Source organism: Kitasatospora sp. NPDC093102 (assembly GCF_040683915.1).
In the GTDB taxonomy this organism is placed as follows: domain Bacteria; phylum Actinomycetota; class Actinomycetes; order Streptomycetales; family Streptomycetaceae; genus Kitasatospora.
This window is the reverse complement of sequence record NZ_JBFBFA010000035.1, coordinates 51,820-70,858: the sequence shown is the minus strand read 5'-3', so window position 1 is coordinate 70,858 and position 19,039 is coordinate 51,820. Positions and strand designations below refer to the sequence as shown.

General features: G+C 74.0%; 15 protein-coding genes. 12 read left to right on the top strand and 3 right to left on the bottom strand.

What is annotated here, in order from left to right; genetic code table 11:
• The first annotated feature begins 136 nt into the window (after positions 1-136).
• The 3 genes from AB0O11_RS30250 to AB0O11_RS30240 all read left to right on the top strand — a co-directional run bounded on the left by AB0O11_RS30250 (position 137) and on the right by AB0O11_RS30240 (position 3,608).
• Positions 137-2,767 (top strand): collagenase, encoded by a 2,631-nt coding sequence (locus AB0O11_RS30250; RefSeq protein WP_363393341.1) that lies wholly within the window; start codon positions 137-139, stop codon positions 2,765-2,767.
• 179 nt (positions 2,768-2,946) lie between these two features.
• A complete protein-coding gene (locus AB0O11_RS30245) occupies positions 2,947-3,183 on the top strand; it encodes a toxin-antitoxin system HicB family antitoxin (protein ID WP_363393338.1) in 237 nt (78 codons plus the stop codon).
• Positions 3,180-3,608, top strand: a complete 429-nt coding sequence (locus AB0O11_RS30240) for a fic family toxin-antitoxin system, toxin component (protein ID WP_363393335.1) — start codon at positions 3,180-3,182, stop codon at positions 3,606-3,608. Before AB0O11_RS30245 ends, AB0O11_RS30240 begins: the two co-directional genes overlap by 4 nt.
• Before the next feature lie 75 nt (positions 3,609-3,683).
• On the opposite strand, the gene AB0O11_RS30235 is transcribed toward AB0O11_RS30240, so the two are convergent.
• Entirely contained in the window at positions 3,684-4,577 is an 894-nt protein-coding gene (locus tag AB0O11_RS30235; protein ID WP_363393333.1) for a GNAT family N-acetyltransferase, read from the bottom strand.
• A 204-nt stretch (positions 4,578-4,781) separates the two neighbouring features.
• On the opposite strand from AB0O11_RS30235, the gene AB0O11_RS30230 reads away from it, so the two are divergent.
• From AB0O11_RS30230 to AB0O11_RS30205, 6 genes are all read left to right on the top strand, one after another.
• Positions 4,782-5,687 (top strand): ATP-grasp domain-containing protein, encoded by a 906-nt coding sequence (locus AB0O11_RS30230; protein ID WP_363393330.1) that lies wholly within the window; start codon positions 4,782-4,784, stop codon positions 5,685-5,687.
• Positions 5,684-6,514 carry an alpha-L-glutamate ligase gene (locus tag AB0O11_RS30225; RefSeq protein ID WP_363393327.1) on the top strand — a complete coding sequence of 277 codons (831 nt, stop codon included), beginning with the start codon at positions 5,684-5,686 and terminating at the stop codon, positions 6,512-6,514. Before AB0O11_RS30230 ends, AB0O11_RS30225 begins: the two co-directional genes overlap by 4 nt.
• A gap of 110 nt (positions 6,515-6,624) precedes the next feature.
• Positions 6,625-7,467 carry a putative RNA methyltransferase gene (locus AB0O11_RS30220; RefSeq protein WP_363393324.1) on the top strand — a complete coding sequence of 281 codons (843 nt, stop codon included), beginning with the start codon at positions 6,625-6,627 and terminating at the stop codon, positions 7,465-7,467.
• A 70-nt stretch (positions 7,468-7,537) separates the two neighbouring features.
• Positions 7,538-9,007: an ATP-binding protein gene (locus tag AB0O11_RS30215; protein ID WP_363393322.1), complete on the top strand. Its 1,470-nt coding sequence runs from the start codon at positions 7,538-7,540 to the stop codon at positions 9,005-9,007.
• A gap of 8 nt (positions 9,008-9,015) precedes the next feature.
• Positions 9,016-9,450, top strand: coding sequence for a nucleotide pyrophosphohydrolase (locus AB0O11_RS30210; protein WP_363393370.1), 435 nt, complete (start codon positions 9,016-9,018; stop codon positions 9,448-9,450).
• A 167-nt stretch (positions 9,451-9,617) separates the two neighbouring features.
• Entirely contained in the window at positions 9,618-10,325 is a 708-nt protein-coding gene (locus tag AB0O11_RS30205; RefSeq protein WP_363393319.1) for a DUF6099 family protein, read from the top strand.
• Here the strand turns inward: AB0O11_RS30205 and AB0O11_RS30200 are convergent.
• Positions 10,271-10,507 carry a hypothetical protein gene (locus AB0O11_RS30200; RefSeq protein WP_363393316.1) on the bottom strand — a complete coding sequence of 79 codons (237 nt, stop codon included), beginning with the start codon at positions 10,505-10,507 and terminating at the stop codon, positions 10,271-10,273. The two genes, AB0O11_RS30205 and AB0O11_RS30200, sit on opposite strands and share 55 nt — an antisense overlap.
• A gap of 410 nt (positions 10,508-10,917) precedes the next feature.
• On the opposite strand from AB0O11_RS30200, the gene helR reads away from it, so the two are divergent.
• Entirely contained in the window at positions 10,918-13,074 is a 2,157-nt protein-coding gene (gene helR, locus AB0O11_RS30195) for an RNA polymerase recycling motor ATPase HelR (protein WP_363393313.1), read from the top strand.
• A gap of 345 nt (positions 13,075-13,419) precedes the next feature.
• Here the strand turns inward: helR and dapD are convergent, their stop codons facing one another.
• Positions 13,420-14,424 (bottom strand): 2,3,4,5-tetrahydropyridine-2,6-dicarboxylate N-succinyltransferase, encoded by a 1,005-nt coding sequence (gene dapD / locus AB0O11_RS30190; protein ID WP_363393310.1) that lies wholly within the window; start codon positions 14,422-14,424, stop codon positions 13,420-13,422.
• A gap of 141 nt (positions 14,425-14,565) precedes the next feature.
• Between dapD and AB0O11_RS30185 the strand changes: the two genes are divergently transcribed.
• Positions 14,566-16,260: a 3' terminal RNA ribose 2'-O-methyltransferase Hen1 gene (locus AB0O11_RS30185; RefSeq protein WP_363393307.1), complete on the top strand. Its 1,695-nt coding sequence runs from the start codon at positions 14,566-14,568 to the stop codon at positions 16,258-16,260.
• Positions 16,257-18,965, top strand: a complete 2,709-nt coding sequence (locus AB0O11_RS30180) for a polynucleotide kinase-phosphatase (RefSeq protein ID WP_363393304.1) — start codon at positions 16,257-16,259, stop codon at positions 18,963-18,965. Before AB0O11_RS30185 ends, AB0O11_RS30180 begins: the two co-directional genes overlap by 4 nt.
• Positions 18,966-19,039 lie beyond the last annotated feature (74 nt).

The following is a 19,039-nucleotide window of genomic DNA, read 5'->3' as shown; positions in this document are numbered from 1 at the left end:
TGTTATGGCCGGAGAGGGCAATGTCATATGACCTGTGACATTGTCCCGGCCTTCCGCCGCTGGCAGGATCATGACGCGTTCCCCCAACGTCTCGGCAGTCCTCCCAGCCTCCCCCCACAGGAGAAGGACCCCACCAGTGCGCCCACGGATAGCACTCCCCACCCTGCTGGCCGGTCTCGTCGCCGGCTGTTGCGCCGCCGCCACGCTGCTGCCCGCCACGGCGTCCGCCGCCCCGGCCGTCTCCGGTGCGGCCGCCCGGCCCGGGGCCGGTACCCCGGCGGCCGACCCGGGCTCCGTCCTGCCGAAGCCGCTCGGCGCCTTCCTCACCGTCGACCCGGCCGCCCAGGCCCGCGCGACCGAGGACCTCGCCCCCGTCGCCGAACCGCTGCCCCCGGCGCTCCTCGGCCAGGTCGTGATGGGCCAGCCGGCCGGTACCGCCGTGCAGACTGCGCCGCGCCCGGCTGCGCCGAAGACCTCCCCGGCCAAGCCGGCCCTCGCCGCCCGTGGTGCCGCCGGTGCGGCCGCCGCCGCGCAGAGCTGCACCCCGGCCGACTTCGGCAGCCGCAGCGGGGCCGACCTGGTCTCCTTCATCGAGGGCTCGACCACGGACTGCGTCAACACGCTGTTCAACGTCACCGGCACCGACGCGGGCAACATCTTCAAGGAATCGAAGATGCTGACCGTCGCCAGCGCCTTCCAGACCATGGCGGGCAGCTACACCGGCGACAACTCGACCGCCATCCTGCAGCTCGTGCTCTTCCAGCGGGCCGGCTGGTACGTGCAGTCGTACAACTCGGGCGCGGTCGGCCCGTACGACGCGGCCCTGAGCAGCGCCTCCAAGGCCGCCCTCGACGCGTTCTTCGCGAGCCCGCACCGCACCGACGTCAACGACAACAACGGCGTCGTGCTCAACGAGGTGCTGGTGCTCACCGACAGCGCCAACCTCCAGGGCAGCTACCTGGACGTCTACAAGCAGGTGCTGAACGGCTACAACAGCTCGTACAACGCTTATCCGAAGATGCTCAAGGCGGTCAACGCGGTGCTGTCCGCGCCGCTGTGGCGGGGCAACTGGAACCCCGACTTCGTCAACGCGGTCGCCGCCGACCCGAGCATCGGAGCCGCCCTGGGCGACTTCGCGCTGAACCACAAGGACCTGCTCGGTACGCCCAACGCCTACCTGGACGTCAACGCGGGCAACGACCTCGGCCGGATGGTCGGCGACAGCCCGGCGGTCGAGGCGGCGCTCAAGGACAAGGTCAAGGCCATCCTCGACGGCGTGCAGATCACCGGTGCCACCGGCCCGCTGTACGTCCACACCGCGTTCCAGGCCAACAGCTTCGACCCCGGCCAGTGCTCGTACTACGGCATCTGCGACCTGCCGGCGAAGCTGACCGCCGCGGTGCTGCCGAACCAGTTGGTCTGCGACAACCGCACCATCCAGACCGAGGCCCTGTCGCCCGCCGACCTGGCCGCCGTCTGCGCCAGCCTGCGCGGCGAGGACACCTTCTTCCACAAGCTGGTGAAGGACAACGGCCCGATCCCCGGCCAGTACGACAAGGAGCTGACCCTCGCGGTCTTCGCCAACCAGGCGGACTACCTGACGTACTCCTGGGCGATCTTCAACAACTCCACCGACAACGGTGGACAGACCGTCATGGACCCGACCGACCCGAACAACCGGGCCGTGTGCGTGATGTACCAGAAGTCCTGGAACGACGGCTTCACCGGCAACGTGTGGAACCTCAACCACGAGTACACGCACTACCTGGACAACATCTACGACCTCAAGGGCAACTTCTCCACCGAGATCTCCGTCCCGGACATCTGGTGGATCGAGGGCGTCGCCGAGTACGAGTCCTACGCCTACCGCGGCACCACCGACACCCAGGCGATGGCCGAGGCCGCCAAGCACACGTACAAGCTGAGCACCCTGTTCCAGAACACGTACGGCAACTCGGACACGGTGCGCACCTACCCGTGGGGCTACCTGGCCGTCCGGTACATGTTCGAGAAGCACCCGGCCGACATCGACGCCATGCTCGCGCACTTCCGCACCGGTGACTACCAGGGCGGCTACGCGGTCTACAACGGCATCGGGACCGGCTACGACGCCGACTTCGACGCCTGGCTCGACGCCTGCGCCGGCGGCGCCTGCTACGCGGCCGGTCCGACCGCGCTGTTCGGCCAGACCGTGAACGGCCCGACCGTCACCCTGACCGACAAGTCCGTGCAGACCGGCCCCGGCCAGATCACCGCCTGGCACTGGACCTTCGGCGACGGCAGTTCGTCCGACCAGCAGAACCCGACCCACACCTACGCGGCCGCGGGCACCTACACCGTCGCGCTGACCGTCACCGACAACACCGGAAGGACCGCCAGTACCCCGGCCTCGGTCACCGTCACCTCGGGCAGCGGCAGCGGTGGCGGCACCACCCCGCCGACCTGCACCGACCCGCGCACCGACGCCCTCGGCCAGAACTGCTCGCGGGCCAACCTGTCGGCCACCGCCGGGAACCTGGACTACCTGTACGTCTACCTCCCGGCCGGCACCAGCACCCTGAAGATCACCACCACCGGGGGCACCGGCACCGCCTACCTGTACTACGACGACAGCACCTGGGCCTCGCCGAGCGCCTACACCGCCTCGTCCACCAACGCGGGCACCACCCAGAGCATCACCGTCACCAACCCGACGGCCGGCTACCGCTACGTGAGCCTCTACGCGAAGACCGACTTCAGCGGGGTCACCGTCAGCACCCAGTTCTGATCCGTCCGATCCGTCGGATCCGACCCCTTCCGGGGTGGGCCGGGCCCGTGGCAGCAGCCGCGGGCCCGGCCCGTTCGGCGTCCTGGTGACGGCAAGGTTGCGCGGCGGCGTGCGGCAGGTGTGCGGGCGGTGTGCGCACGCCCTTGTTGTGCTAGCACTTGAACGCTAGCTTGAACGGCATGGGTAAGAAGCAGCTGAACGTGCGGGTCGACGCCACGACCGCCGAGATGGCCCGGGAACGGGCGGAGCAGCAGGGGATCAGCATGAACCAGTACATCGAGCGCCTGGTCCAACAGGACATGGGCGAGTCCGGACGGGCCTTCGTGGACGCGGCCGCGCAGTTCATGAAGGAGTACGAGACGGCCTTCCTCGCCGAGTTCGCGGAGCCGGGCGACCTCCAGGACGTGCACCGTTGAAGCTGGAGGTCGACCTCTCGTGGCTGCTCATGACCGCCGAGCAATACACGCCCGGTGACCCGCAGGTCACCGACTACGGTTCGCTGCTCGCGGCGGTCACCCGCCACCAGGCCGAGATATTCGACATCGCGGTCTACCCCGAACCACAGGACCGCGCCGCCGCGCTGATGCACCAGCTGATCCGGGTGCCCGCGCTGGAGAAGACCAACGAACTCTTCGCGACCGCCGTCGCCTACGCCTACCTCGTCGCCAGCGGCTGCACCGTCGCCACCACCGCCCGCGAGGTGCGCAGCCTCTCCCGGGCCATCCGCGAGGGGCGGCTCGGGGTGTCGGGCGTCGCCGAGCGGCTGGCGGCCTGGGTGGTGGACGAGGCGGAGGGGGAGGGCGTCACCGGGGCGGACGAGGAGGACGAGGGCGACGACTGACCGTCGCCGCCCCGTCGGGGCTCGCCGGGCCGTTACGGGCCGTTACGGGTCGGGCTCCTGCTGGGCGGAGGGGTTCTACTGGGCGGCTGTCTCCTGCCGGGCGGCGCTCTCCTGCTGGGCGGGCGGCTCCGCGATCAGGGCCGTCGCGAAGGTGCGGAAACCGGCCCGGCGGTAGATCCGGGCGACGTCCTCGTCGGCGGCGGACAGGAACACCGTCCGCACCCCGTTCGCCCGGGCGTGCGCGACCAGGGCCGCGGTGACCGCCAGGCCCAGCCCGCGACGGCGCGCGGACGGGAGCGTGCCCACCCCGGCCACCTCGGTGACCGGGCCCACCGGGTTGTGCTGGCCCGCGCACAGCGCCGTGCCGTCCTCAAGGGCCGCGGCGAGCACGGTGGCGCCGGCGGTGATCCGACAGGCGATCTGCTCCACCACGCCGTCGACCGTCAACGTCGCCGCGCTCTCGGCGAGTTCGGCCGTGCCGGCCGGGCCGACGGCGGTGCCCGGCTCGGCGAAGGCCAGGTGCGGGGCGGCGACGGCGGCCGCCAGTTCCGGCGCGTCCGGCGCCAGCACCCGGACCTCCACCCGCTCCGGCAGCTCGGGCGCCGGGGCCGCTTCGTCCTGTGGGCCCAGCACCAGCAGCGGGTGCTCGTGCACCGTCAGGCCCGCCGCCTCGACCGCCGCGCGCAGCTCCGGGTTCTGCTCGGCCACCCACTCGAAGGCCTCCGGCACGCCCAGCTCCCGCTGCCGATCCAGCACCCGGCGGACGTCCTCGGCGGTGGCGGCCGGACCGCTGTGGCCGAGGGCCGGGCGGGCGTAGTACGGCCAGCCGGCCCCCTCGCGGATGAACAGTGTCAGCGGCCCGAAGTCCTCGGTGCGGGCGGCACTGCGCGGCACGGCGTCGTAGTAGGTCTCGATCTCGTCGAGCAGGATGCGGTCGGGAGCATGATCGGCAGGAGTCACGGCCCGCATCCAAGCAGGGACGGGGGCGGGGTGCCACCCGATTTCGCGTGCGGTCCGGTCCTTCGGCCACGCCTCGGGGACCGATTGTTGCCGAACGCTTACCCGCTCGCAGCGATCTTGTGCGGACACGGCGTGCATGCTGAAGCCTTTACAGCTCTGCCGAGGGGGACGGCGGACGTCTGCACGAGGCGAGGCAAGGGGGAAGACAGGCCCATGAGGCTCTGCTTTCTGGTGGAGGAACACTACCGGCACGACGGCATGCCACTCGACGTGGCGCGCCAACTCACCGCGTGGGGGCACCGGGTGGACGTGCTGCGCCCCGGGGACTCGCTGCTGGCGATCTCCGAGGAGGTCCGGGCCGGCAGTCACGATGCCTGGGTGCTCAAGACCGTGTCCGGGGGGCCCGGGCTGACCCTGCTGGAGTCGGCCGCCGCCGTCGGCCTCACCACGGTGAACGACGTGCGCTCGATCCGAGGGGTCCGGGACAAGGCGCTCGCCGCGGTGATCGGCCGCACCCGCGGCCTGCCCGTCCCGGTGACGTACGCGGCCGCGCGCTGGGAACGGCTGGCGGAGATCCCGGCCGCCGAGTACCCGCTGGTGGTCAAGCCCGCCGACGGCAGCTCCGGGCGCGCCGTGCGGCTGGTGCGCGACCCCGGTCAACTGCTGGAGGTCGGGCCGGAGCTGGCGGGGGAGGGGCTGCTGATCGCGCAGCCGTACGTGCGCAACTCCGGGACCGACCTCAAGGTGTACTGCGTCGACGGCGAGCTGTTCGCGACGGAACGTTCCTCCCCGCTGCACCCCGGGCAGGGGGTGCGCGAGCGGCAGGTACCGCTGCCGGGGAGCGTCGCGCGGATCGTCGCGCAGGTCGGCGAGGTGTTCGGGCTGGACCTGTACGGCGTCGACGTGCTGCTGGGGCCGGACGGGCCGGTCGTGGTGGACGTCAACGACTTCCCGAGCTTCCGGCAGGTGCCGGACGCGGTGGCCCGTGTCGCCCGGGCGGTGCTGCGGCTCGCACGCAGCGGGACGGCCGTGTCGGTGCCCGGCGGGCCCGCCGAACTGGTGCCCGCGGGCGGCGATCCGTACGGGCACCTGGGCTTCGGCGAAGGGGAGCTGCTGTGAAGGTCGGGCTGATCACCGGCGACCCGGGGCACCCGGTGCTGGCGGCGGCCGCCGAACTGCTGGTGAGACAGGGGCACGAGGTGGCGGCCGTCCCGCCCGCGGGGCCCGCGGGCGGGCTCGCGGACGTCTACCTGCTCAAGGCCCGTACGCCGCAGGCGCTGGCGCTGGCGGGGGAGCTGGAGCGGCGGGGCGCGCCGGTGGTCAACTCGGCGGCGGCCACCGAGCTGTGCCAGGACCGGGTGCGGATGGCCGACCTCGCCCGCGCCGCCGGGCTGCCCTTCGCGCCCACGGACGCGGCCGGACGGCTGGGCCGACTCGTCGATCCGGCCTACCCGTTCGTGGTCAAGAGCCGGCACAGCAGGCGGCACGACCTGGTCGCCCGGGTGGACGGCCCGGCCCGGCTGCGCGAACTCGCCGAGCGCTGGCCCGAGGAGCCGGTCGTCACGCAGCCGTTCGTCCCGGGGAGCGGCTGGGACCAGAAGCTGTGGGTGGTCGACGGGCAGGTGTTCGCGGCCCGGCGGCAGTCCGAACTCGCCACCGGAACGGGGAAGTCGGGGCGGGCGGAGGACTGGGAGCCGTCCGCCGGGCGGGCCGCGCTCGCGCTGCGCGTCGGCGAGGTGTTCGGGCTGGACGTGTACGGGGTCGACCTGCTCGACGGGCCCGCCGAGCCGGTCATCGTGGACGTCAACGCCTTTCCCGGGGTCCGCGGGCGGCCCGGCGCGCCGGAGGCGCTCGTGGCGCTGGCGCTGCGCGTCGGGGCGGAGCGGGGCCGGGCGCTCGCGGGGCGGGCGCTCGCGGGGCTCGGGCCCGGGAGGGGTGCGCGGTAGGTCCTGCCGGGTGCTGCCGGGGCGCGGGCCCGGGGCGCCGGGTCCGCCGGGGTCGTTAGGCTGGCTGGCGCCCCGACCGGCCGGGGCGTACGGCGAGAGAAGACGGAACCTTGCTCCAGGACATCGAGCGCTACCTGGCCTGCCCGCACTGCGCGCAGGCCCTCACCCGGCACGACCGCAGCCTGCGCTGCCCGGCGGGGCACAGCTTCGACCTCGCCAAGCAGGGCTACGTCAGCCTCCTCGCCGGAGACGCCCACACCGGCACCGGGGACACCGCCGAGATGGTCGCGGCCCGCGCGGACTTCCTGGCCGCCGGGCACTACCGGCCGATCGCCGAGGCGCTGGCGCAGGCCGCCTCCGCCTCCGCTGTCGCCGGCGAGTCCGGCGGCCTGGTCGCCGACCTCGGCGCCGGCACCGGCCACTACCTGGCGCACGTCCTGGACGCCCTGCCCGGCACGGTCGGCGCCGCCCTCGACATCTCCAAGTTCGCGCTGCGCCGTGCCGCCAAGGCGCACCCCCGGATCGGCGCCGTGGTGTGCGACGCCTGGCGCCCGCTGCCGCTGCGGGACGCCTCGGCCGAGCTGATGCTCAACGTCTTCGCCCCGCGCAACGGGCCCGAGATCCGCCGGGTGCTGCGCCCCGGCGGCACCCTGCTGCTGGTCTCGCCGACCGCCCGCCACCTGCGCGAACTCGTCGACGCGCTGGGGCTGTTGTCGGTGGACGAGGAGAAGCAGCGGCGGATCGACGAGAAGCTCGGGCCGTACCTGGAGCCCGCCGGGCGGAGGGAGGTCGAGTTCACCCTTCGGCTCGGCCCGCAGGACGTGCGCACCGTCGTCGGCATGGGGCCGAGCGCCTGGCACACCGACCCGGAGCGGCTCGGCGCCGCGCTCGCGGAGCTGCCGGAGCCGGTCGAGGTGACGGCCTCGGTGACGGTGGCCGCGTACCTGCGCTGAGCGCCACGTTGGGATGAATCTGCCCCGCAGGTACGTTTCTGCCGGTCGGCCTGCGGCTAACGTCCCACGGGTGAACCGCGACGCCACCAGGCCCGCAGGGCCGGCCCACCTCCGACCGGCCGCCCCGGGGCCCGACCGGCCGCCCGTGCCGCGCCCCACCGTCGAGGAGCTCCGGCTCACCTCGTTCAAGTCCTACCGGCGTGCGGTGCTGCCGCTCGCGCCCCTCACCGTGCTGCACGGGCCCGCCGGGGTCGGCAAGTCCAACGCCCTCGACGCGCTGGCCGTGCTGTCCCGGCTCGCCCTCGGCGAGGAGATCGCCGACTCGCTGGACGGGCTGCCCGAGCGCACCGGCCCGCTCGCCGCACCCGTCCGCGGCGGCCTGGACGGGTGCGTCCCGCACGGGCGGGACGCGATCAACCTCGGTTGCACCGTCCGCTCGCCGCACGGCCTGATCCGGCTCGACGTGGTGATCCGCACCGACGGCCCGGTCCGGATCGCCCGGGAGTCGCTCACCCTCGACGGCCGGACCCTGATGGACACCGGCGAGCAGGACGTCCGCAACCGGCGGGTCAACGTCTGCTGGCACAACGACACCCGCCAGGGCGACATCCGGGCACCGTTCCCCAGCGGCACGATGATCACCGCACAGCTGCCGCTGCGGGTCGCGGGCTCGTCGGCCGGGGAGTGCCTCGTCCTCGCCGCCACCGAGGACCTGCTCACCGCGCTGCGCGAGGTCTTCCCGCTGCACCCCGTCCCCGCGCTGATGCGCGGCTGGGCCCGGGCCGACCAGCAGGCCCGGCTGCGCAGCAACGCCGCCAACATCTCCGCCGTCGTCGCCCGGCTGAGCAACGAGTGCCCACGCCGGTACGGGCAGTTGCTGCGAGCCGTGCAGGCCGCCGCACCGCACCCGATGCTCGGGCTCACCCTGGCCGAGCGCGAGAGCGCGGGCGTGCGGCGGGTCCTCGCCGTCTTCGACGAGGGCGTCCTCGGGCGCACCGGGGCCGACCAGGCCTCCGACGGGATGCTGCGCCACCTCGCCTTCGCCGCGGTGCTGCTGACCGGGGCCGGGGTGCTCGACCTCGACGTGGCCGCCGAGGTGCCCTGGGCGCACCGGCAGCTCATCGTGCTGGCCGAGGACCTGGGTGCGGGGCTCTCCGCCGAGCAGACCGCCGGGCTGCTCCGGCTGGCGCGGGACATGGCGGAGCGCAGCCAGCTGCGGGTGGTCGCGGCCCTGCAGGAGCCGGCGGCGGCACGGGAGGTGCTGGGCGGTGCGTCCGGGGGCGGGGCGGTACTGGTCGAGTGCCGGCGGGATCCGGACTCCGGGTTCACGGTGCTGCGGCCGGAGGCGGCGCGGGTGCCGGCCCAGGGCGGGCGCGGGGAGGCGGCCGGTGGGGTGGACGGGCGCGCGGACGGGCGTGCGGCAGCGGGCGAGGGCCCGTCGGCGGAGCCGGAGGGGCCGGCCGGATCCCCGGAGGGTGGTGGGGCGTCCCCGGCCGGCGGTGGGGCGGCGGGCCGCGATGCGGTAGACCTGGAGGGGTGAGCGAACGAGTGACAGGGCCGGCGGAGCCCACTGTGGAGGCCTTGCGGCAGCGGCTGGTGGACTTCGCGGCGGCCCGGCGGTGGGAACCCTTCCACACACCGAAGAACCTGGCGGCGGCGCTGAGCGTGGAGGCGGGGGAGCTGCTGGAGATCTTCCAGTGGCTGACGCCCGAGCAGGCGGCCGCGGTGATGTCCGATCCGGAGCGCGCGCACCGGGTGCGCGACGAGGTCGCGGACGTGCTGGCGTACCTGCTCCAGTTCTGCACGGCGGTCGGGGTGGATCCGCTGGAGGCGCTGGCGGCCAAGATCGAGCGGAACGAGCTTCGCTTCCCGGTGCCGGTGGACACGGCCGGTGCCGACCGGGAGGCGGTCGGGGCCGAGGGGGACCAGGCCGCTGAAAATCCGGCTTTCGTCAACTCGGACGTGGACGACCAACCCTTGTGAGGGACGGAAGTTATCCACAACCCCGGACTTGTCCACAGCTTCTGACAACGTGGATGCGCACTCGGGCCATTCCTCGCACGCTTTCGCCGTGACCAGCCGTCAGTGCTCGGACCGCCCCTTCCGGCGGCCAGGGCCGACGGCGACAGCGAGCGGGAGGAGCGGTGGCCATGGAGGCGCTGCGACTGATCAAGACGGCCCGGCACGCCCTGGCCGAGGCCAGGCACGTACCGGACGTGCTGGCCGAGGCGCGGCAGGCCGCGCTGCTCACCGAGGCGGTGGGCGCCAGGCTGGCGGAGTCGGAGGACGAGGAGCTCACCGGGCTGGGGCAGCAGCTGTCCGAGGCCGGGGCCCACGCGGCGGTCTGCCTGGACCGCTCCGTCGTCCGGGCGGCCCTGGTGAGCGGCGGCCGGGCCGCGCGGCTCACCGACCTCGGGGACTTGGCGCCGGCTCTGGGGGCGCTGGACGGGTTGCTCCAGGAGGTCGGGGAGACGCTGGTGGTGCTGGCCTGCGGAGCGGACACCGAGAGCCTCTACTGGACCTGCATCGACGGTGTGGACGCGGTGTCGGAGTGCAAGGACCTGACCGGGCGGCTGCGTGAGGCGGCGGTCCGGGTGGGGGAGACGGAGCCCGCGGCGCTCGGCGGAGCGGAGCGTGAGCGAGAGCCGGCGGGTGGCGGGGCGCCGTTATTGGTGGTCCGGCTCGGCCCGCCGGGTGGTGGCGGTGCGGCGAGCGGCAGCGGCTCGCCCTCCGGCGGTGGTCCCCCGGACGGCGGCGGCCCGCCCGATGGGGGCCGGCCGGCCGAGGAGGAGCAGGCGGCGGGCTACCGGGTGCCCGGTGCGTCCGAGGTCTCGGAGGTGTCCGTGCCGGTCGGGTAGGTGCTGGAGTCGGCGCTCCCGGGGCCGGAGCCCTGGAGTTCGGCGAGGTCGGCGGTGACGGAGGCGAGCAGTTCCTGCATCTGCTCCAGCAGGCTCTTGGGGGTGACGGGTCCGGCCGAGGTGCCGTCGGCCGAGCCCGTCGGGCTGCTCGGGAACTGCGGCGTGGCAGATGGTTCGGACATGACGGGACCTCTTCGGATCGGTGGTGCGGTGTGGAGCGGCCGACGGTGGCTCGGACCGCACGGCGGGAGGTGGCAGCCGCCCGCCACCGGGGCACCCACCCCCGCCGTAGCACCCAACGAACCGCTCCGGATGCCGTCACCCGGACACCACCCGATGCGGTCCGACTCTGCTGCGCGGTAAGCCTCCCGGGTGAGCCGGGGTTGCCGTCACGGCGCGGCCTCGGCTAGGCGCGGAGCGACCCCGGGCGACGCGGAACAGGGCGTGGTCGAGCGCGCCCGGGGAGGAGAAGGAGGAGGAAGAAGGGGGAGAACCCACCCCTTGCCACTCTCAACGTATAGCGCATGGGGGGTCTTGCGGCAAGGCCCCTGCGGTGGCGCACAATCGCAGGCCTCAGATCGGAGCTGATGCCATGAACCGCCAGACCACCAGTGCGTTCGACCTTCCCGCCCGCCTCGCCGCCAAGGCCGACCCGGCGCTGATCGGCGAGGACGAACAGCACTTCGCGGCCGTTGCGGAGAGCCTGTCGCAGTCGATCGCCGAGCTGTCCGGCCGCCTCGACGCGCTGCGCCGCGCGCCGGGCGGCCTCGGCCGGGAGGCGATGGACCGGGACATCGAGGTGCACAGGCTGACCGGTCGGCTGCGTGCCCTGCGCCGCTTCGGCCTGGACCTGTGCCTCGGGCGGGTCGTCCTCGCGGACGGCCCGGAGCCGGTGTACATCGGGCGGCTCGGTCTCACCGACAGCGAGGGGCGTCGGCTGCTGGTCGACTGGCGCTCGCCCGCAGCCGAGCCGTTCTTCGCGGCCACCCACGCCGACCCGATGGGCCTGGTGAGCCGGCGACGGTACCGCTGGACCGGTGGCCGGATCGGCGACTACTGGGACGAGGTGTTCACCGCCGAGGCCCTGGAGGGGCACGCCGCGCTGGACGACCAGTCCGCGTTCATCGCCAGTCTGGGCGGCCACCGGTCGGCCCGGATGAGGGACGTGCTGGCCACCATCCAGGCCGACCAGGACGCCGTCATCCGGGCGGGGTCCCGGGGCGCCCTGGTGGTCGACGGCGGCCCGGGCACCGGCAAGACGGTCGTCGCGCTGCACCGCTCCGCGTACCTGCTCCACTCCGACCCCAGGCTCGGCCACCGGCGCGGCGGCGTGCTGTTCGTCGGCCCGCACGAGCCCTACCTGGCCTACGTCGCCGACGTCCTGCCCAGCCTCGGCGAGGACGGGGTGCGCACCTGCACCGTGCGGGACCTCGTCGTGGAGGGGGCGAAGGCCGGGGCCGAGACCGACCCGGAGGCGGCCCGCCTGAAGTCCTCGGTCGACATGGTGAAGGCGATCGAGAAGGCCGTCCGGTTCTACGAGGAGCCGCCCACCGAGGGCATGGAGGTGACCACCCACTGGGCCGACCTCTGGCTGAGCGCCGAGGACTGGTCCGACGCGTTCGACGCGCCGGACCCGGGCACCCCGCACAACGAGGCCCGCGAGCAGATCTGGGAGGAGCTGGCCACGATCCTGATGGACAAGCTGGACGAGGACGAGGGGGTCTCGCCCGAGCTGTTCCGCAGGTCGCTGCGACAGGACCGGGAGCTGGCCGAGACGCTCAACCGGGCCTGGCCGCTGCTCGACGCGGCCGATCTGGTCGGCGACCTCTGGTCGGTGCCCGCCTACCTGCGGATGTGCGCGCCCTGGCTCGCACCCGAGGAGGTCCGCAGGCTCCAGCGCAGGGACGCGCCCCAGGCCTGGACGGTGTCCGACCTGCCGCTCCTGGACGCGGCCCGGCAGCGGCTCGGCGATCCGGAGGCGGAGGGGCGCCGGCGCCGGAGGGACGCCGCGGCCGCCGCCGAACGCGCGCGGATGGCAGACGTCATCGGCGACCTGCTGCAGGCCGACGACGACGGCGAGGGCCCGGTGACGATGCTGCGCGGGCGCGACCTCCAGGACACCCTGGTCGACGAGATCGCCCTGCCCGTCGCCGACCCGGAGCCGCTCGCCGGGCCGTTCGCGCACATCGTGGTGGACGAGGCCCAGGAGCTGACCGACGCGGAGTGGCAGATGCTGCTGCTGCGCTGCCCGTCCCGGAGCTTCACCATCGTCGGGGACCGCGCGCAGGCCAGGCACGGTTTCACGGAGTCCTGGCAGGAGCGGCTGGAGCGGATCGGGCTCGACCGGAACACGGTGGCCTCGCTGAGCATCAACTACCGGACGCCGGAGGAGGTCATGGCCGAGGCCGAACCCGTGATCCGGGCCGCGCTGCCGGACGCCAACGTGCCGACCTCTGTCCGCAGCAGCGGCATCCCGGTCGAGCACCGGTCGGTGGCGGAGCTGGACGCCGTCCTGGACGGCTGGCTCGCCGAGCACGGCGAGGGGGTCGCCTGTGTGATCGGTGCCCCCGGTTTCGAGGCACGGCCACGGGTCCGGTCGCTGACTCCGGAGCTTTCCAAGGGCCTGGAGTTCGACATGGTCGTCCTGGTCGACCCGGAGGCGTTCGGCGGGGGCGTGGAGGGAGCGGTCGACCGCTACGTCGCGATGACCAGGGCGACCCAGCGGCTGGTGGTCCTCAGGAGCTCGTGAGGAGGTGACGGCGAAGGGAGCCAAGCGCGGAAGGAGGAGCGGAGGGGCTGGAACGTGTGTCGCCCGGTCGAGTGACGCGGGTGTCGGGCGGTGGCGTCGGGAGGTCGGACCGGGGTGATGGACGAGCAGGAACCGCTGGCGTCATGGGCGGCCAAGGCGGAAGCAACGGCTGCGGCCGGTCGGGCAGTTGGCGGCGGCACGGCTCACGGGCGGGCGGCAACGGGGCGCCACCGCAAGCCCTGAGGCCCGCGCGGGTGGGGCCCAGCCCATCCGCGACCGGATCCCGAGATGCGAGCGGGGCCCGGCGCCACCCGGCGCCGGACCCCAACGGCCGCTGCCCGCAGGTCAGTTGTGGGCGTGCAGGTCGGCGTTCAGGCCGCCCCAGGAGCCGGAGCGGGCAATGACCTCGACCGCGCCGCTCTGCGAGTTGCGGCGGAACAGCAGGTTGTCCTGGCCGGACAGCTCGACGGCCTTGGCCACCGTGCCGTCCGGGGTGGTGACCCGGGTACCGGCGGTCACGTACAGACCGGCCTCGACCACGCAGTCGCTGCCGAGCGAGATGCCGATGCCCGCGTTGGCGCCGAGCAGGCAGCGCTCGCCGACCGAGACGACCTGCTTGCCGCCGCCGGACAGGGTGCCCATGATCGAGGCACCGCCGCCGATGTCGCTGTGGTCGCCGACGACGACGCCCGCGCTGATCCGGCCCTCGACCATGGAGGTGCCCAGGGTGCCGGCGTTGAAGTTGACGAAGCCCTCGTGCATCACGGTGGTGCCCGCGGCCAGGTGCGCGCCGAGCCGGACGCGGTCGGCGTGGGCGATGCGCACACCGGTCGGGGCGACGTAGTCGGTCATCCGCGGGAACTTGTCGATCCCGTACACGGCCAGCTGGCAGCCCTGGGCGCGCACGGCGAGGCGGGCCTGCTCGACCTTGTCCACCGGGACGGGGCCGATGCTGGTCCACGCGACATTGGCCAGCAGGCCGAAGATGCCGTCCAGGTTCTGGCCGTGCGGCTTGACCAGGCGGTGGCTGAGCAGGTGCAGGCGCAGGTACACGTCGTGCGTGTCGAGCGGCTTCTCGTCCAGCGAGGCGATGGTGGTGCGCACGGCGACCACCTCGACGCCGCGGCGCGCGTCGGCACGCAGCGCCTCGGCCGCGCCGGCGCCGAGCTCGGCCTCGGCCTGCTCGGCGGTCAGGCGGACGGTGCCGGCCGGGCCGGGCTCGGCGGCCAGCGCGGGGGCGGGGAACCAGGTGTCGAGGACGGTGCCGTCGGCGGCGATGGTGGCCAGACCGGTGGCCACGGCGCCGGTCGCCGAGGAGGTGGATTCGAGCGAGGAGGATTCAGCAGTCACACCGTGCACGTTAACCAATGCGGGGCCCCGGTGCCGAACACGCCCATCGGGCGGACACGCCCGCCGGACGTGCTGGTCGGCGGCCCGAGGGGCGGGAAAACCCGGTGCCCGGCGCCCCGGCACTGGGCGATACTTCAGCGGGTGTTCATGTCGATCTCCACCACCGGCAGCGTCGAGGATCCGGCCACGGACCTCGGGTTCCTGCTGCACAAGCACCCCGACAAGGTCCAGCGGTTCACCACGTCGCACGGTGAGGCCCACGTCTTCTACCCCGAGGCGGAGGACGAGGTCTGCACGGCGGCGCTGCTGCTGGACATCGACCCGATCGCACTGGTCCGCAAGGGCCGGGGCGACGGCAGGGGGCGCGGCGGCTCGCCCGACTTCGCGCTCGCCCAGTACGTCAACGACCGCCCGTACGCCGCGTCCTCGCTGCTCGCGGTGGCGCTGCGGACGGTGTTCCGGTCCGCGATGAAGGGCGCCTGCCCCGCCCGCCCCGAACTGCCCGGGCGGGCCCGTCCGCTGCGGATCGAGCTGCCCGCCGTGCCCGCGAACGGCGCGGGCGAGGGCGGTGGCCCGACCCTGGTGGTCCGGCTGTTCGAGCCGCTGGGCTGGCAGGTCGAGGCGACGGCGATCCCGTTGGACGAGTCGTTCCCCGAGTGGGGCGAGTCCCGCTACGTACGGATCGTGCTCTCCTCCGGGACGGTACGGCTGGCCGACGCGCTCCAGCACCTGTACGTGCTGCTGCCGGTGCTGGACGGCGCCAAGCACTACTGGGTCGCCCCGGACGAGGTGGACAAGCTGCTCGCCGCCGGTCAGGGCTGGCTGGCGGCCCACCCGGAGCGCGCCCTGATCACCCGCCGCTACCTGTCCCGGCGCTGGTCGCTGACCCGGGCCGCGATGGAGCGCCTGGAGCTGGCCCGGCTGGCGGAGGCCGACGACCGCGAGGTCGAGGAGATCGACAACGCGGTCGACGACCGGCCCGAGGAGGAGCCCGGTGACGTGAACCCCGGCGCAAGCCCCGACCCGAACGGCCGGGAGCGTCCCGAGGACGGCAGCACGGCCGGCCCGGCGCCGGAGCAGCCCCGCGGGCCCTCCCTCGCCGAGCAGCGCCGCGCCGCGATCCTCGATGCGCTGCGCGAGACCGGCGCCGCCCGCGTCGCCGATCTCGGCTGCGGCCAGGGCGAGTTGATCGGTGAGCTGCTCAAGGACGCCCGGTTCGCCGGAATCCTCGGCGTGGACGTCTCCGTCCGGGCGCTGCGGGCGGCGAGCCGTAGGCTGGGCCTGGAGCGGTTGCCGGAGCGTCAGGCCGCCCGGGTGACGCTGACGCAGGGAGCGCTCACCTACACCGATGCCCGGCTCAAGGGCTTCGACGCGGCGGTGCTGTGCGAGGTGATCGAGCACCTGGACCTGCCCCGGCTGCCCGCGCTGGAGTACGCGGTGTTCGGTGCCGCCCGGCCGAGGACGGTCGTGGTCACCACGCCGAACGCCGAGTACAACGTCCGCTGGGAGAGCCTGCCGGCGGGCGCCGTCCGGCACGCCGACCACCGCTTCGAGTGGTCCCGGGCGGAGTTCCGCGCCTGGGCCGGGAAGGTCGCCGTCGCGTACGGCTACACCGTGGAGCTGCGCCCGGTCGGCCCGGAGGACGAGGAGGTCGGCGCCCCGACCCAGCTGGCCCTGTTCACCACGCCCACCACGCCCACCACGCCCACCACGCCCACCACGCCCACCACACCCGCCACGACGGCGACGCCCACCACGCCCACCACGACGGCGACGCCCACCACGCCCACCGAGACCGCCACGACCACGACGCCCGAAGGAGGCGAGCCCCGATGACCGACGACGCGACCGAGAGCGCCGCGCCCGACGAGAGCCAGGACCAGGCGCAGGCCGAGCACGGCACCACCCCCCGCCGCCTCCCCGTCACCGACGTCTCCCTCGTCGTCCTGATCGGTACCAGCGGCGCGGGCAAGTCCACCTTCGCCCGCCGCCACTTCCTGCCCACCCAGGTGGTCTCCTCCGACTTCTGCCGAGGCCTGGTCGCCGACGACGAGAACGACCAGTCCGCCTCCGCCGAGGCCTTCGACGTCCTGCACTACATCGTCGGCAAGCGCCTGGCGGCCGGCCGGCTGACCGTCGTGGACGCCACCAACGTCCAGCCCGAGGCCCGCCGTCAGCTGGTCGCGATCGCCCGCGAGCACGACGTGCTGCCGATCGCGATCGTCCTGGACGTTCCGCCGGGCGTGTGCGCCGAGCGCAACCGTTCCCGCCCGGACCGTCAGCTGCCGGCCCACGTGGTCCCCCGCCAGCACCGGGAGCTGCGCCGCTCCCTCCGGGGCCTGGAGCGCGAGGGCTTCCGCAAGGTGCACGTCCTGCGCGGCGAGGCCGAGGTGGCGGCGGCCGGGATCGAGCTGGAGAAGCGCTACAACGACCTGCGCCACCTCACCGGCCCGTTCGACCTCGTCGGTGACGTCCACGGCTGCCGCTCCGAGCTGGAGACCCTGCTGACCCGGCTCGGCTACACCCTGACCCGGGACGCCGAGGGCCGCCCGGTGGACGCCGTGCACCCCGCGGGCCGCACCGCCGTCTTCGTCGGTGACCTGGTCGACCGTGGCCCCGACACCCCGGGCGTACTGCGCCTGGTGATGGGCATGGTGGCGGCCGGCCACGCGCTCTGCGTGCCGGGCAACCACGAGAACAAGCTCGGCCGGGCGATGGACGGCAAGAAGGTCAACATCGCCTACGGCCTCCAGGAGTCGCTGGACCAGCTGGCGGGGGAGAGCGAGGAGTTCCGGGCCGAGGCCCGCGCGTTCATGCGCGGCCTGGTCAGCCACTACCTGCTGGACGGCGGCGCCCTGGTGGTCTGCCACGCCGGCCTGCCGGAGAAGTACCACGGCCGCAACTCCGGCCGGGTCCGCTCGCACGCGCTGTACGGGGAGACCACCGGCGAGACCGACGAGTACGGTCTGCCGGTGCGCTACCCGTGGGCGGAGGAGTACCGGGGCCGGGCGCTGGTGGTCTACGGCCACACCCCGGTGCCGGCCGCGAGCTTCGTCAACAACACCGTCTGCCTGGACACCGGCTGCGTCTTCGGCGGCAGCCTGACCGCGCTGCGCTACCCGGAGCGCGAGCTGGTGAGCGTCGAGGCCGAGCGCGAGTGGTACGCCCCGGTGCGTCCCCTGATCACCGACGCGCCGGGTGCCCGCGAGGGCCGTCCGCTGGACCTCGCCGACGTGGCCGGGCGCCGGATCGTCGAGACCGGGCTGCACGGGCGGGTGGCCGTCCGGGAGGAGAACGCGGCCGCCGCGCTGGAGGTGATGAGCCGCTTCGCGCTGGACCCGCGGCTGCTGACCTACCTGCCGCCGACCATGGCGCCGAGCGCCACCTCGCGCCGGGACGGCTACCTGGAGCACCCGGAGGAGGCCTTCCTCGGCTACCGGGCGGACGGTGTGCGGCACCTGGTCTGCGAGGAGAAGCACATGGGCTCGCGCGCGGTGCTGCTGGTCGCCCGGGACGAGTCCGCGCTGGAGCGCCGCTTCGGCGTGGCCGGCCCCGGCGCGATCTGGACCCGGACCGGCCGCGCCTTCCTCGCCGACGGGGAGCTGACCGGTGCCGTGCTCGACCGGGTCCGGGCGGCGGCCGAGCGCACCGGGCTGTTCGAGGAGCTGGCCACCGACTGGCTGCTGCTGGACGCCGAGCTGATGCCCTGGTCGCTGAAGGCGGTGGAGCTGCTGCGCCGTCAGTACGCGGCCGTCGGTGCGGCGGCGGGCGCCGCCCTGCCGGAGGCGCTGTCCGCACTGGAGCGGGCGGCCGGGCGCGGCCTGGACCTCGCCCACCTGACCGCCCGCCAGCGCCGCCGCGCGGCCGACGCGCGGGCGTTCACCGAGGCGTACCGGCGCTACTGCTGGCCGACCGAGGGCCTGTCGGGCATCCGGCTCGCGCCGTTCCAGCTGCTCGCGGCCGAGGGGGTGAACCTCGCGGTGCGCCCGCACGACGAGCACCTGGACCTGATCGACCGCCTGGTGGACGCCGACACCGCTGCCGCCACCGCCACCGCCACCGCCTCCGACACCGCCGACGCGACCGACGATGCGGGAAGCCCGGAGCACCGGAAGGTGCCGGTGCTGCACCGCACCCGGCGGATCCTGGTGGACACCGAGGACGAGGCCTCGATGGCCGCCGCCACCGCCTGGTGGGAGGAACTGACCGCGGCGGGCGGCGAGGGAATGGTGGTCAAGCCGCTGGCTTCGCCGGCGCGCACGGTGCGCGGCGAGGGCCGGCCGGGCGGTCTGGTGCAGCCCGGGGTGAAGGTGCGCGGCCGGGAGTACCTGCGGATCATCTACGGCCCGGACTACACCGAGCACCTCGACCGGCTGCGACTGCGCGCGCTGGGCCACAAGCGCTCGCTGGCGCTGCGCGAGTACGCGCTGGGCCTGGAGGCGCTGGACCGGCTGGCGGCGGGGGAGCCGCTGTGGCGGGTGCACGAGCCGGTCTTCGCGGTGCTCGCGCTGGAGTCGGAGCCGGTCGATCCTCGGCTGTGACGGTGGCGCCGGAGGGGGGAGTTGCCCCGTGGGCTCCCCCCTCCGCCCTGCTTCTGTATAGAAATTCCGAGCAT